Raw genomic sequence first — 14,057 nt, 5'->3', positions numbered from 1 at the left:
GCCCCTGCAGGAGCGGAGGAAGGGTATAGCGTCCCACCCAGCCCCTGTAGGAACGAGGACGATAACCGCCTTTCCAAACGGAACTACACGTAAGCCCCCGAGTTGATGACCCGGGGGCTTTCCATATAGTCGATTTAGACGTCAGAGCCTTCCACGGTGCCGGTCGCCTCCGCAACCTTCTGCGCGCGAATACGCGGCTCCTGACCCTGCACCTTCACCTCCAGGAACTCGCCCACATGGCGAATTTCCAGGGCGCTTACCCCGTGCCCGGCGCCCGCATACAGAACTTTGATGCCGTCGGTATATGCGCGAATCCACTCATAGGTGTAATCCACGAAGGGCTGCGGAATAATAGGGTCTTCCTGATCCCTGCCGTAGAAAACGGGTAGCTCGGTGGCTTTGAGCTCGTCATCCCTGAAATAGGGAGAGTCTGATTCGACCGCGTATCCGGAGAGCCCCACCAGTGCAGCAAATTTTCCTGGGCGATGCCGCACCATAGAAGTCGCCACCGCCATGCCTTGCGAGAACCCCACCAGCGCGACCGAAGCATAGTGTGATTCGTGCTGCTCGACCCACTCCAGGACGTAGTCGCTGGCCTGTTCTATGGATCGCACATCCGCATTGAGCTGCTGATCCAGCGGATACCACTGGTAACCTATGGCCTCGGCGGGAATGTGCGCGCCGGTTGCGTCCGCCGAAAACTGGGTGCCTACCGGCTGCGGGGCGCGCATCCCCGCGTAAGTGATGCCCTCCTGCGGAAGATGCGCCGCCAGGGACAGCAAATCATGCTCCTGGGATCCGTAGCCGTGCAGCAGAAGCACCAGGTGGGTTCCGGCGCGTTCATCCTCGGGTCGGGAATATTCGACAATGTACGTATTTTCACTCATATCTTCATCTTACCGAGGAGCCTGCCATAAACAACCGAAATAGATTTCCGCTCAAGGCTTGACCCTCACCTAACGTCAGGTTTTAGAGTGACACCATGGACGCGAACATAACACCACCTGACGGGCAGCACGAATACACCGTGGGAGAAGCGGCATCATTGCACGGGCTTACAGTCCGCACGCTACACCATTGGGAGCAGCGAGGCCTACTCAACCCAGCACACGATGAGTTCAACGGGTACCGATACTACACCGATACAGGTCTTGAACGGATCACCGTCATCATGGGGTACCGCGCCACCGGCATTCGAACGCACGGCGTAGACCCGGAGAACGTGACCTGGGGTTAAGCCCCCCCCAGGCTGACCCCAAGCTGAAGAGGCCCAAGAGCTATGCGTGAGCATCCGGGCACGAAAATACACCCGGTTCCCCCCATCCGGGGAATACCGGGCGTTCCATGCTGCGTTAGCCGTCGCTACTAGCGACATTCCTATTAGGCCGCATCGCCCAGTTGACGGCGATGCTCCTGAATACGGCGGTCTAGGTGCTCAAGATTCAGCTGCAATCCGAGGATTTCGTTTTCAATCTTCACTCGGGCACGTTCCATCACCTCGATGGAGAGAGCGTGGTCGTGCGGGTTGCTCAGAATAGTGCGGATGTCAGCAAGACTCATTCCGGCCTGTCGGCAGGTGGCAATAAACCGAGCCGAAGAGATGGACTCTTCGTCAAATACGCGATTTCCGTGAGCATCTCGGGGCACCGCGATTAACCCCTCTTTTTCGTAATAACGCAGGGCGTGGGTGCTCACCCCCAACTGCTCTGCTACCTCTTGAATACTTGCCACGGATTACATGCTAGGAGGTTAGAGCGGGTCTAAAGCAAACTGAGCCGTCTTCTCTTTTCGGGCCCCAAAAAGCATGTTCCCGAGGATCTTGAGGCGGGGCACCGCGCCCCTTCCAGCGGAATATATTTACCTGACTAGTGCAAATACTATTTTTGGTGGAACGACCGCGTGCCGCCGATCCCTCACGTAGAAGGACCGGCGGCACGCGCTCCGTCATGAACGGTGTTTTACCGATGTTCTCACCTGGTGGAAGAGCCTATGACGACACTATGAGTACCCCCGGAGTTCCCCGTCCACCGCGGAAATTCTCGGGCAGGCCCCGCATCGGCAAAGCGGTTCTCAGGCGGCTATGCCACAGTGCGGTACAGGCTCGTAATGGATTCGAGAGCCTCGCGTTCGCGAGTCTTCTCGTCCAGAGGCTCATCCTCGGCCGTGCCCAGGGCGCAAGCCAGGATGCGTTCCACCTGCTTTGCCTCGATGAGGAAGCCATCGTGGCCGTGGTTCGACTCGATGATGTTCACCTCGACCGGGTTGGGCAACGCCTCCGCCAGGCGATGCGACTCGTGCGGGAAGAACAGGCGATCGGTGTTCACCGCGGCAATTGTCCACTCGCAATCGGTGCGGGCCAGCGCCTGCGAGAGCGAGCCGCGACCGCGCGCCACATCGTGCGAGATGAGGGCCTCGTTGACGGCCAGGTAGCTGTTCGCGTCGAAGCGTTCCACCAGCTTGTTGCCGTGGTGATCCAGGTAGCTCTCGATGGCGTAGCGTCCGCGATGCTGGCCCAGCAAGCCGCCCTCAACGCTTTCTCCGCGGTTCTCCTCGCGGCCGAAGCGGTGCTCCAGCTCGGCGGGGCTGCGGTAGGTGGTGTGGGCGATGCGGCGGGCCAGGGCGAGGCCCGCGGCCGGCGCGGGGCCGTTGTAGTAGTCGCCGCCGGCAAAGTTCGCGTCGGAGCGAATCGCCAGGTTCTGCGTGTGCGCCCAGGAAATCTGCTCGGCGGTGGCCGAAGGACCGGAAGCGATGACCGCGCATCCGCGCACCAGCTCGGGGTTGGTTGCGGCCCATTCTACGGCGCGTGCGCCCCCGAGGGAACCGCCGATGACGTAGCGGAAGCTCGTGATGCCCAGGGCCCGGGCCAGACGCGCCTCAGCACGCACCGAGTCGCGGATGGTGACGAGCGGGAATCGGGATCCCCAGTGCTCGCCGGCGCCCGGGTAGCCCTCGGGAATGATGCTGGCCGGACCGGTCGAACCGTAGCAGCCGCCCAGAATATTGGGGGCAACGACGAAGTATCGGTTGGTGTCGATGACCGCGCCGGGGCCCACGATGCCCTCCCACCAGCCGTCGGATTCGATAGCGCGGATGAGGGGCGCGGGCATATCCGGGGTGGGCACGCCGCGGGAGACATGCGTGTCGCCGGTGAGTGCGTGCAGGATGAGGATGGCGTTATCGCCGGTCTCGTTGAGGGTACCCCAGGTTTCGTAGCCGATGGTCACCTGCGGCAGGGTGATGCCGGATTCAAGTTCAAAATCACCGATGGCCAGCTGACGCAGGTAGCCCTGCGCCTCGGGATGTTCGGTGCGGGTGCCCGCCACGGGAATGGGGGCGGTCACGGGCTGGGCAGTACAGGTTTCGGGGGTGGTCTGAGCGGTCATGGGTCCCTCCGGTGGGTTGTGCAGAGCTGTCCGCGTCGCGGCGGTAAGAACGCGTCGGCCAGTTAGGGGCGGCGGGTCAGAAACGGCAAAGATAACGGATGCGGGGTAATCCCCCGCGGACGGGCTGAGGGGTGCCGGGTGGCGCCTCCTCGGCCCGTCCGCGGGGGCGGGCCGCCGCGTTTAGGAGAGGGTGTCGAAACCCAGCTGCAGGTCGGCAAGAATATCGTCGATGTTCTCGATGCCGACGGAGAGGCGCACGAAGTTCGGGTACACGCCAATCTTCTCCAGCTCCTCGGCGGACAGCTGGGAGTGGGTGGTGGAGGCCGGGTGAATCACGAGCGAGCGCACGTCACCAATATTGGCCACGTTCGAGTGCAGCTTCAGGGCGTCCACGAAGTCGCGGGTCTGCTCCAGGGTTGCGCCCTTGAGAGTGAAACCGACGACCGCGCCGGGGCCCTTGGGCAGATACTTCTGTGCGCGCTCGTACCAGGGAGAGGATTCCAAGCCAGCCCAGATAACACGGTCGACCTGCGGGTTGGCTTCGAGCCAGCGAGCGACCTTGGTGGCGTTCTCGATGTGGCGCTCGATGCGCAGGGAGAGGGTCTCCAGACCGATGCCGATGTTGAAGGCGTTGGTCGGCGAGATGGCGGCACCGGTGTCACGCAGCAGCGAAACGCGGGCCTTCAGAATGTAGGAGAGGTTCGCACCGAACGCGGAGTCCTTGCCCAGATCGCGTGCGTAGACCAGGCCGTGGTAGCCGGGGGCAGGCTGGTTGAACTTGGGGAACTTCTCGGGGTCTGCGCCGTAGTCGAAGTTACCGGAGTCCACAATCACGCCGCCGATGGAGGTGCCGTGGCCGCCCAGGTACTTGGTGGCGGAGTGGACGACCACATCCGCGCCGTGCTCGATGGGGCGCAGCAGGTAGGGGGTGGGCACGGTGTTGTCCACGATCAGGGGCACGCCGTTTTCGTGGGCAATTGCGGCGATGGGCTCAATGTCGAGCACGTCGTTGCGGGGGTTGGGCACGGACTCGCCGTAGAACAGCTTGGTGTTGGGGCGAACCGCGGCGCGCCACTCGTCGAGGTTGTCAGGATTCTCAACGAAGGTGGTTTCGATGCCGAGATCGGCGAGGGTGTACTTGAGCAGGTTATAGGTACCGCCGTACACGGAGGGCGAAGCGACCACGTGGTCACCGGCACCGGCAATGTTCAGGATTGCGTAGGTGATGGCCGCCTGACCGGAGGCCAGCAGGAGCGCGCCGACGCCGCCCTCGAGGGAGGCGATGCGGTTCTCGATAACTTCCTGGGTGGGGTTGTTGAGGCGGGTGTAGATGGGGCCCAGCTCGGCGAGAGCGAAGCGGTTCGCTGCCTGCTCTGCACTGTCGAAGACGAAGGAAGTGGTCTGGTAGATGGGTAGTGCCCGAGCTCCCGTTGCGGCATCCGGTGCCTGTCCCGCGTGAATCTGGCGGGTTTCGAACTTCCAACCGGCGGGGTTGGCGGGAGTCGGGACGGTAGTGTTGTTGCTCATGCTTGGCTCTCCTAAGGGGATAGTTAGGGGGCCGCATGCCGAGCGGTACAGGAATCGTCGTTGAGTTGTCCTGTCACGATTGATGTACCGGATTCGGTCACATCGGTCCCGCGCTTGCGTCACGCTTGTGCGTAACGCCCGGTCTTCACCCAGGGCACCCCACCGCGGAGGAGGGTTGCCGGCCAGCTAGCTGGGGCTTGTCGCTGGCGCTCTTGACCTGTCATTAGGGTGTCATAATCGGTTGCGCGGGGTCAAGGGTTTTAGGAGTGCGCGACACTTTAAGACGCTTCATTGCAAAGATGACGTTTTATGAATTGCCTTTGCTCTGACCTCATTTTAGGGGTTCGCATACTCTCAACCCGATTAGCCGAGTCAGGCACCTGTAGTATCCGCAGCAGATTCACCCCATTGGCCTTGACCCGGTGGTAGTCCAACAGAGTCTAAAAGACCGGGGAAAAGATTCTCAATCACGCTGTCTCGGCGTGTAATTTTACGGTGCGTTCCCAGCACTTCGGTGTGCATGAGCCCTGATTCTCGGAGCACTTTGAAATGATAAGACATCGTAGATTTGGCGATTCCATAGTCAAAATCACCGCAGAACTGTGGCCCGTGGTCTGCGATACGGGCGAGAACATCTCGTCGAATGGGGTCTGACAATGCGCCAAGGACACGATCCAACGTCACGTCATCAGAGGTGGGGTGATACAGCCGTTCCTTACCCATAACCACGCCTTTCCGGGTTTTTCGCATAACGTATTGAGCCTTCATGACTCTGTGACAGAATATTACATCTTGGGCTTGCCCTCTAGCATAATATAGATTTATTCTAATTTCGACGAACATAGAAATAACATGAAAGGATGCACAATGAGTTCTCACAATACATCTCATCAGCTACCTCAAAATTCTGAGGCAACCATGCGGCTTGTATCATTCAGCACTCTCTTTGTCATCGGCACAGATACTTTTCTCACTGCCCCTCTGCTTCCGCTACTCAGCAAGGAGTTCAACACCAGCACAGAACAATCAGGGTGGTTCGTCTCTGCATACGCTTTAGGGTATGCAATTTTCGCACTCATTGCAGGCCCGCTGTCAGACCGCGTTGATCGCAGGCGCATTATTCTTACCGGGTCCATCGGCTTTACGCTTTTTACGGGCTTATGCGGTTTAGCATGGGGGTTTTGGTCTCTTTTTACCGCCCGGTTTCTTGCGGGAGTGTTCGCTTCTCTGATCTCACCGCAGATTTGGGCATCTATCCCCATGACAGTGCCGAAACAAGCCATTATTAAAACTATGGGATATGCAACGGCTGGACTTGCCATAGCCCAAATCGCCGGTATTCCTGTAGGTTCTTTCCTCTCCACTTATGGATGGCAGATACCATTTTTTGCAATCGCCGCAGCGTCTCTTCTTCTCTTGGGTATACTCTATTCACGTTTTCCCAGCATTCCCCCTGTGTCTGCAGCGCAAGATGGAAATTTTCTGACTCCCTACCTGCACGTTTTAAAAGCCCCTTCACTTTTGCTATCCCTCCTGGCGTACCTGATTTTCCAGACAGGAGTATTCGCATCTCTATCTTTCATAGGTTCATGGTTCGCGCGAGACTTTGGGGCATCGCAGACAACCATCGGTTTCGCCATGCTTGTAATCGGATGTGGCAACGCTCTAGGCTCCCTCACAGGGTCACGATTCGTCGCACATATAGGTACGCAGAAGACTATGCTCATGGGACTTATGGCACTCAGTATTGTGTATCTCTCGGCGTCATTGACAGCTAATTTCTGGACTGCTTTAGGTATTTTTACTCTTGCACTTTTTCTCGGAGGAATTATGCTCCCCGTCCTCATGGGAGAGCTACAAAGCCATACCGCTATAGCTCGCGGTACTGTATCATCCCTCTCAAACACGGCAATGTACGCTGGAACAACTATCAGCGGTGCCGTTGGCGGTACATTACTTACGCAGTTTCCGGGGTATAGCGGTATAGCCGTCATGAGTGCATGTGCAGTCGCAATTTCTCTTGGTGTCTATGCACTTGGTGGGGCATTCCGATCGAATAACGGGGGATCGTTTTAACTTCTTCGAATAAAATCAAAAAAAATTTAATCACAGCATTCCGTGAGCCGTGCTACACTGATGGAAACCTTGAATCTAGGAGTGATGAGGTATGACCTCCCGCTAAAGTCGCACCGGCTCGCGGAATGCCCGCCCAGATGGTGGGCTCTAAAAAATTTCAGAAACAACCCTGCTTTGGTTCGATACATTTCAGGAGCGCATAGTGTGCGCTTGGGATACCAAAGTTCTGAGGGTTTCGTTGTTATACCTTCCGCACCTGCAGTCGGTGACTTGGGATTATTCGGGCACTACGTAGTGCCTCTCTCACGACTATTCATCTCACCCGTCCCACGTATTGCAGGCCTGCGAACACCATGCTCAAGCGGCTTCGGGTGACTAAGCACCGCAAGGTTTTATCACGATGTCTACAATTCTTGACGCGGCACGGCTTCGCCGCGTCTTTGGCACAGGCGAACGTGCCTTTACCGCCGTCGACCGGGTGTCGCTTCGCGTCAGCTCCGGTGAAATTCATGCCCTTCTCGGCCCCAACGGTGCGGGCAAAACGACGACCGTGCAGATGTGCTCGACCCTGCTCACTCCCACCGGCGGTAGCCTCACCGTGAACGGCGTTGATGCTATCGCTCACCCGCAGCGGGCGCGCCGTCACGTGGGTCTCGCGTTGGGCGGGGAGAACGGCTTCTACCCACGCGCCAGTGCCCGCGATAACCTGCTGTTCTTCGCCGATATTGCGGGGGTTTCCGGGCGGGCTCGACGACACGAGGTGGAGCATGCCCTAGCCCGTGTAGAGCTCACCGACGCCGCCACGCGGCCCGTCCAAGAGTTCTCCCGCGGCATGAAGCAGCGCCTGCATATTGCCCGCGCCCTGCTCGGCTCCCCCGCCCTGCTCCTGCTGGATGAGCCAACCAACGGGCTCGACCCCGATATCGCCCTGACCGTGCGTACCCTCATCCGGTCTCTGGCGGATGAAGGTACCGCCATTCTGCTGACGAGCCACCTCCTCGGCGAAATTGAGGATCTGGCGCACACCATCACCGTTTTGGGCGCCGGTTCCGTTGCGGTGAGCGGCACCCTCGAGGACGTTGCCGCGCACGCAGGTATTGCCGCCACGACCGTGGTTCAGGTGGACCCCACTGCTACCGAGGGCATTGATACACTACGCGGCTTCCTCGGCAATAAGGCGGCGGTGCTGTTTGCCCCGCGCGGTTCCGGTTGGGAGCTGACCCTCTACTGGCACGGCGAGCGCGCCACGTTCGAGGCGGGCGAGGCGCACCGCATCCTGGCGGAGGGGCTCACCGCCTCACGCATTGGGGTACGGACCGAGCCGTACACTCGCCCGGCAACCCTGGAAGAGGCATACCTGGCGATGGCGGAGGGGCTCAAACGATGAACGCTCAGACACGGCGTCCGGTAGAGTCCCGGCAACAGCGCCGAGGGTACAACCTGTGGCAGGAGTGCGCCCGTCAGCTGCGGCTCATGGGCTTTAGTCTGCGGCAGTTCCTGACGGTCCCCTACTTCATCCAGCTACTCATCAGTACGGTACTCGGATCGGTTATTATTCAGGCGCTCGCCGTGCACGCGGCGGCGCAGAGCTCCGCGGGGCAGACTGTCGACCCGACCCTGGCGTGGACCCGCGCGGGCATTGTGGGCATGTGGTCGGTCTGCATCGTATCGGCAGGCATCATTAATTTTGAGCGCTTCCGCGGGACCCTCGTGTACCTGTGTTCGGGGTCGATTTCTCCGCTGCGGGTGCTGGCGGCTATCGTTTCGAGTGCCTCCATTGTGGGTCTGGCAGCCCTACCGCTGGCGTGGTTGACGTGGGCCCTGGCGACCCTCAACCCGCAGGTCACGGACTTTTCTGCCCTCTGGCCGCGCTACGTTCTGGGCGTTCCCCTGCTATGGCTTGCCTGCCTGTCGGTCACGTTCATGATTGCGGTGTTCTTCGTGGCCACACCGAACGCTATCGCCTACGAGGAGCTTCTGCTCGTACCGGTTTTTATTCTTTCCGGGGTCCTCTTCACGACCGTTGAGGCGCCCGCCTGGCTGGATGCCGCGGGCGTGCTCATTCCCCTGCAGGCGCCGGTTCACCTCCTACTTGGGCGTACCGCCATCACTACCCCGGCGGATGCGCTCCTCCCCTTGGTTCAGACCCTGATCGTGAGCTTCATCTGGGCGGCATGCGCTTTCCTCTTTGCGCGGAAGGCTCTCGCCTCCGCCCGTCGCCGCGGCACCCTAGGGGCGATGTAGCGTGCGTGTTCTCTCTACTGACTCCCTGCCCGGCGTGGTGCGTCGAGCTCTGTCTACCGCCTCTATCGGCTGGTCGTCGTCCATTACCTTCGCAACCCTCGGAACGGCCATCACGACCCTGGTTCTCGTGCCGGGCCTCAACGTGCTTTTCACGGTGCTACTGGGTGCCGACCTCGCCGCGAACGATACGGTACGCATCGGCTGCGCGACCGCCCTGATTGCCACCCTCAGCTCGGTGGCCGCCGGCATTGTCGCGCGCGTCGCTACCGACCGGTGGATCGGCGTCTTCGAGTACGTGTGCACGGCACGAGCGGTGGATGCGGGCTACTGGCTGGGTGCGGCGGCGGTGCCCGCGCTGTTGGCCTCCGTGACGGGCCTGAGCAATGTGGGCATCGTGTGGTTGCTCTCCCTCACGGCACCCTCTACCGGGGCGGGTTCCGGGCTTCTGCTCGGCGCCATCGCGCTGATGCCGGTTGCGGTTCTGGGCGGGGTCTGCCTGGGCATTTTTGCCGCCGGGCTGGGCCTGTACCTGTCGGATCCGTACACGGGGTCCAATTTTCTGTCGATTATTCTGCCGGTCAGCGCTGGCGTGATTGTGCCGGTGAGCACCTACCCCGGCTGGCTTGCGTGGGTGTGTTCGTGGGTCCCCGGGTCCCGACTGGTGCAGACTTTAGATACCTCTGGCGATATTGCGAGCGGCACCGCGCCGGATCTCTTCGCGCTCCTGGCATCGGACACAGCCCTGGCGATACTCTACGCCGCTATCGGGTTGGGGCTGACTTTCCTTGCCGCCCGCCGCATCCGCGCCGGCGCCCGCGCCTCACTGCTATAGGGCGTGAAACCCAAAAAGAACAAACCTTTTAAGTACCCGCTACCCGGCGCATTATCCGGGCGTCATATTCAACCGGGCACCGCAACCAAGAAAGAATCTCCTGTGACTACTCCTCCCGCCACGTACACGCTCGAGGCCCTCGGTTTCGACCCCTCCTGGCAGGGCGCGGCAATCCGCGCCGCATTCACCCTCGACGGCACGCTTGATGATTTCACCCTCGCCCGCGTCAGTGCCGTGCACCGCACCCGCTGCGAGCTGCTGACCTGCGAGCGGGGTGAGCTCGTGAAGCTTTCCGCTCCCCTGCGCCCGGTCGAGAACGACTACGGCGAAGAGGAATACCCCGTCGTCGGTGACTGGGTGCTGGCTCAGCCTATCCCCGGAACCGGCGGTGAAACCCACCCTTCCGAGCATAAGCTCCTCGTGATTCTGCCCCGGCGCAGCTACCTCACCCGCCCCAGCGCCACCCGAGAATCCGCGGATCAGCCCGTCGCCGCTAACGTGGATATGCTCTGCATCGTTGAACCGTGCTTCCCCGAGCCGTCCATTGGGCGCATTGAACGCTACACCGCCCTGGCGCATGCCTCCGGGGTGCAGGTCGCGCTGATTTTCACCAAGGGTGACCTAGTAACGGCCGAACAGCTCGCCGGGTACCGGGAGTCTCTGGGAAGCGACGTGGATGCGGTACTCACCGTCTGCACGGACAACGGCTACGACCCTGCCCCGGTCGCGGAGCTCGTTGCCGGGCGCACCACCGCGTTCCTGGGCCGCAGCGGCGCCGGAAAATCCACCCTCGTCAACGCCCTACTCAACCCCGGAGTTAACCCCCGCGAGGACGGCTCAGAGAACCAGGTGCAGGTAACCTCCGCGGTTCGCGGCACCGACGGCAAGGGACGCCACACCACCACCAGTCGCCAGATGATTGTTCTGCCCGGCGCTGGAGAATCCGGCACGGATTGCTTCGTCGCAGAATCCTCAGCTGGCACGGTGCTGATTGACACCCCGGGCGTGCGAGCCCTCGCCGCCACGAGCGATAGCGCCGCAATCGACGAGACCTTCGACGACGTCTCCAGCTACGCCTCCGCGTGCCGGTACAGCGACTGCTCCCACAGCTCCGAACCTGGATGCGCGGTGCAGCAGGCACTCACCGCCGGCGTCCTCAACCCCGAGCGTTTCGAACGCTACCGCAGGATGATGGCGGAATCCGCGCGCCTACGCCTGCGCTCCCAGGAACGCGAGTACCGGCAGAGTAACCGCGCCTTCACGAAGGCGAACAAGGCGGGCCGCCGCACGCTTATGTCCTTCAAGGGGCGGGCCAACTAACCGCCGAACATGCACGTTCCGGCGGTGCTTCGGCGATGCTTCCACGAGCTGAGCCAGGTAATCCTGCGCAGGCCGCAATATAGTAGCCTCCCTCACTCTTCGATACACTAGAAACAGGCGTGCCCACAGGCCCCAGCGCCCCGTCCGCCAAGCCCACGGCGGGGACCCCGGCACCTCCGGCACACACCGTTCACAGATCTAAACTCAAGGAAAGAGGTGGCCTCATGGCTGAACAGAACCTCACCCCGCCCGTACCGAAGAAGGTCGAGCACCGCCGCGAACACCACGGCGACGTCTTCATCGACCCCTACGAATGGCTCCGCGACAAGGAAAGCGAAGAGGTCCTCGACTACCTCAAGGCAGAAGCCGAGTACACCGAAGCCGTCACCGCAGACCAGCAGCCCCTCCGCGAGTCCATCTTCAACGAGATTAAGGACCGCACCCTCCTCGCCGATCTGACCGTTCCGAACCGCATCGGCGACTGGTGGTACTACAGCCGCATGGTGCCCGGCGGCCAGTACCCCGTCTTCTACCGCTACCCCGCCCTCAACGAGGGCGACGAGGTGGTGCGCTACACCCCGCCGACCGTCAAGCCCGGCGAGCCGCTCGAGGGCGAAATCGTCATCCTGGACTGCAACGAGTACGCCAAGGATATGGAGTTCTTCTCCCTCGGCAGCTTCCAGCCCTCCCGCAGCGGCAAGCTGCTGAGCATCTCCGTGGACGAGAAGGGCGACGAACGCTACGAGCAGCGCTTCCTCAACATGGAAACCGGCTCCTTCCTCGAGGACACCATCCCCAACATCACGGCCGGTTCCTTCTTCATCAACCACGCCGAGCAGCTCGTCTACATGGTCCCCGACGACTCCTGGCGCCCCTGGCGCGTCTACGTGCACGACGTCGGCCAGGGCACCGAAGACCACCTCATCTACGAAGAGCCCGACAACACCATGTGGCTCTCGGCGGCCATGAGCTCCGACCGTTCCTCCGTAGTGCTCACCAGCTCGAACTCCGAGTACACGGAGGTGCGCCTCATCCCCACCCGCGAACCCAAGGGCGAGCCGACCCTGCTCATCCCCAAGAGCGCAGGCATCGAATACTACGCCGAGCCGCTCAACATTGCCGGCGAGCAGCACCTGCTGATTCAGCACGACTACAATGCGCTGAACTCCGAGCTGGTCCTCGCAGACATGCCGCGCGAAGGTGAAAGCCTCGAAGAGTACGCCGCCCGCTGGGTGCCGGTCATCCGCCACAGCGAACACGTGCGCCTGGAGGGCTTCACCTTCACCGCAACGCACCTGGTCGTCACCGCCCGCGCGGACACCACCACCCGCATCTTCCTCGCACCGCGTGAGCAGCTGCCCATCCAGTGGCGCCGCCGCCGCCCCGCCGGCGTGACCTTCATGGAACCGGCCGGCTTCGACGAGGAACTGTACACCGCATCCGTGCTGCGCGCCGAGAACTACTCCCCCGTGCTGCGCATCGCCTACACCTCGTACCTGACGCCGCGCCGCGTCTACGACTACTTCCCCATGTCGCAGACCCTGCTGCTGCGCCGCGAAACCCCGGTGCTGGGCGGCTACAACCGTGAGGACTACCGCGCTTACCGCGACTGGGCACCGGCGGCGGACGGCACGCTCATCCCTATTTCGGTGATTCACCGCGCCGACCTGGACATGAGCAAGCCGCACCCCGTCCTCCAGTACGGTTACGGCTCCTACGAGTCGTCCATGGACCCGTTGTTCTCCATTCCGCTGCTATCGATCCTGGACCGCGGCGTTATCTACGTGCTTGCGCATATTCGCGGCGGCGGCGAGATGGGCCGCTCCTGGTACCAGAACGGCAAGAAGCTCGCGAAGAAGAACACCTTCACCGACTTCGTGGACGTCACTAGCTACATTGCGGCGAAACCCTGGGCTGATGAGGCGCGTATCGGCTGCTACGGCGGTAGCGCGGGCGGCCTGCTCATGGGCGCCGTGCTGAACCTCGCCCCCGAAAAGTACGCAGCCTGCCTGGCGGCCGTACCGTTCGTGGATGCGCTGACTACCATCCTCGACCCGGAACTGCCGCTGTCGGCGATGGAGTGGGAAGAGTGGGGCAACCCGATTGAGGACCCGGAAGTGTACGCCTACATGAAGTCGTACACCCCGTACGAGAACATCCGCCCGGTCCGTTACCCGGCGATTGCTGCGGTGACGAGCCTGCACGACACCCGTGTGCTCTACGTGGAGCCCGCAAAGTGGATTGCGGCGCTGCGCGAGCAGATTGACCCGTCGTCGCCGGTGCCGCTGCTGAAGATTGACATGTCGGGCGGTCACGGTGGTGGTTCCGGCAGGTATACCCGTTGGCGTGAGATTGCGTGGGATTACGCGTTCCTGCTGACTCACCTGGGCCTCACCAAGTAGCTGCTCTCTTAAAAAGAACGCTCCGTCTGTATCCAAGTGATACGGACGGGGCGTTCTTTGCTTATCTCTGCTCCTGTGGCGGTTCGCTACACACTTCCTCCGCGCCTACGCAGGGGCACCCGTCACACGGGTGCTCCGCACTCTCCTCGCTTCGCTGCGGAGAGCACCCGTGTGACACCCTGAGGGCGCTTCCGGAAGGTGTAGCCTCACCGCCTGGTCCGCATAGGCTACGGAGAACGCCCTGATGTCACTACGGACGACACCGCCCCTCCA

General features: G+C 61.5%; 12 protein-coding genes and 1 riboswitch. Of the genes, 7 read left to right on the top strand and 5 right to left on the bottom strand.

Annotated features, from left to right (window positions below; translation table 11 throughout):
- Nucleotides 1-134: 134 nt before the first annotated feature.
- Entirely contained in the window at nt 135-887 is a 753-nt protein-coding gene (locus HMPREF2944_RS03650; protein WP_070680603.1) for an alpha/beta hydrolase, read from the bottom strand.
- Nucleotides 888-982: 95 nt separating this feature from the next.
- On the opposite strand from HMPREF2944_RS03650, the gene HMPREF2944_RS03645 reads away from it, so the two are divergent.
- Nucleotides 983-1,237: a MerR family transcriptional regulator gene (locus tag HMPREF2944_RS03645; RefSeq protein ID WP_070680600.1), complete on the top strand. Its 255-nt coding sequence runs from the start codon at nt 983-985 to the stop codon at nt 1,235-1,237.
- A gap of 143 nt (nt 1,238-1,380) precedes the next feature.
- Here the strand turns inward: HMPREF2944_RS03645 and HMPREF2944_RS03640 are convergent, their stop codons facing one another.
- The 4 genes from HMPREF2944_RS03640 to HMPREF2944_RS09000 form a co-directional block, all read right to left on the bottom strand.
- The gene (locus tag HMPREF2944_RS03640; RefSeq protein WP_049332847.1) at nt 1,381-1,731 is read right to left on the bottom strand and encodes a MerR family transcriptional regulator; all 351 of its coding nucleotides are present in this window, start codon (nt 1,729-1,731) and stop codon (nt 1,381-1,383) included.
- A 347-nt stretch (nt 1,732-2,078) separates the two neighbouring features.
- Nucleotides 2,079-3,383, bottom strand: a complete 1,305-nt coding sequence (locus HMPREF2944_RS03635; protein ID WP_083313063.1) for a homoserine O-acetyltransferase MetX — start codon at nt 3,381-3,383, stop codon at nt 2,079-2,081.
- Nucleotides 3,384-3,563: 180 nt separating this feature from the next.
- Nucleotides 3,564-4,910, bottom strand: coding sequence for a bifunctional o-acetylhomoserine/o-acetylserine sulfhydrylase (locus tag HMPREF2944_RS03630; protein ID WP_070680597.1), 1,347 nt, complete (start codon nt 4,908-4,910; stop codon nt 3,564-3,566).
- A gap of 105 nt (nt 4,911-5,015) precedes the next feature.
- A riboswitch (SAM riboswitch) is annotated at nt 5,016-5,128 on the bottom strand.
- A gap of 154 nt (nt 5,129-5,282) precedes the next feature.
- The gene (locus HMPREF2944_RS09000; RefSeq protein ID WP_083313067.1) at nt 5,283-5,633 is read right to left on the bottom strand and encodes an ArsR/SmtB family transcription factor; all 351 of its coding nucleotides are present in this window, start codon (nt 5,631-5,633) and stop codon (nt 5,283-5,285) included.
- 144 nt (nt 5,634-5,777) lie between these two features.
- Between HMPREF2944_RS09000 and HMPREF2944_RS08995 the strand changes: the two genes are divergently transcribed.
- The 6 genes from HMPREF2944_RS08995 (at nt 5,778) to HMPREF2944_RS03605 (ending at nt 13,784) form a co-directional block, all read left to right on the top strand.
- A complete protein-coding gene (locus HMPREF2944_RS08995; protein WP_083313062.1) occupies nt 5,778-6,986 on the top strand; it encodes an MFS transporter in 1,209 nt (402 codons plus the stop codon).
- Between the two features lie 400 nt (nt 6,987-7,386).
- Nucleotides 7,387-8,373, top strand: coding sequence for an ABC transporter ATP-binding protein (locus tag HMPREF2944_RS03625; protein WP_070680594.1), 987 nt, complete (start codon nt 7,387-7,389; stop codon nt 8,371-8,373).
- Complete coding sequence (locus tag HMPREF2944_RS03620; protein ID WP_070680591.1) at nt 8,370-9,230, top strand: ABC transporter permease; 861 nt, start codon at nt 8,370-8,372, stop codon at nt 9,228-9,230. The genes HMPREF2944_RS03625 and HMPREF2944_RS03620 overlap by 4 nt, the downstream gene beginning before the upstream one ends.
- A 1-nt stretch (nt 9,231) precedes the next feature.
- Nucleotides 9,232-10,062, top strand: a complete 831-nt coding sequence (locus tag HMPREF2944_RS03615) for an ABC transporter (protein ID WP_070680588.1) — start codon at nt 9,232-9,234, stop codon at nt 10,060-10,062.
- A 102-nt stretch (nt 10,063-10,164) separates the two neighbouring features.
- Nucleotides 10,165-11,382 carry a ribosome small subunit-dependent GTPase A gene (rsgA, locus tag HMPREF2944_RS03610; protein WP_070680585.1) on the top strand — a complete coding sequence of 406 codons (1,218 nt, stop codon included), beginning with the start codon at nt 10,165-10,167 and terminating at the stop codon, nt 11,380-11,382.
- A gap of 224 nt (nt 11,383-11,606) precedes the next feature.
- Nucleotides 11,607-13,784 (top strand): S9 family peptidase, encoded by a 2,178-nt coding sequence (locus HMPREF2944_RS03605; RefSeq protein WP_070680582.1) that lies wholly within the window; start codon nt 11,607-11,609, stop codon nt 13,782-13,784.
- The last annotated feature ends 273 nt before the right edge of the window (nt 13,785-14,057 follow it).

The organism is Rothia sp. HMSC072E10 (genome assembly GCF_001813965.1).
Lineage (GTDB): Bacteria > Actinomycetota > Actinomycetes > Actinomycetales > Micrococcaceae > Rothia > Rothia mucilaginosa_A.
Note: the sequence above shows the minus strand (reverse complement) of the source record. Positions and strands in the feature narration are given on the sequence as shown.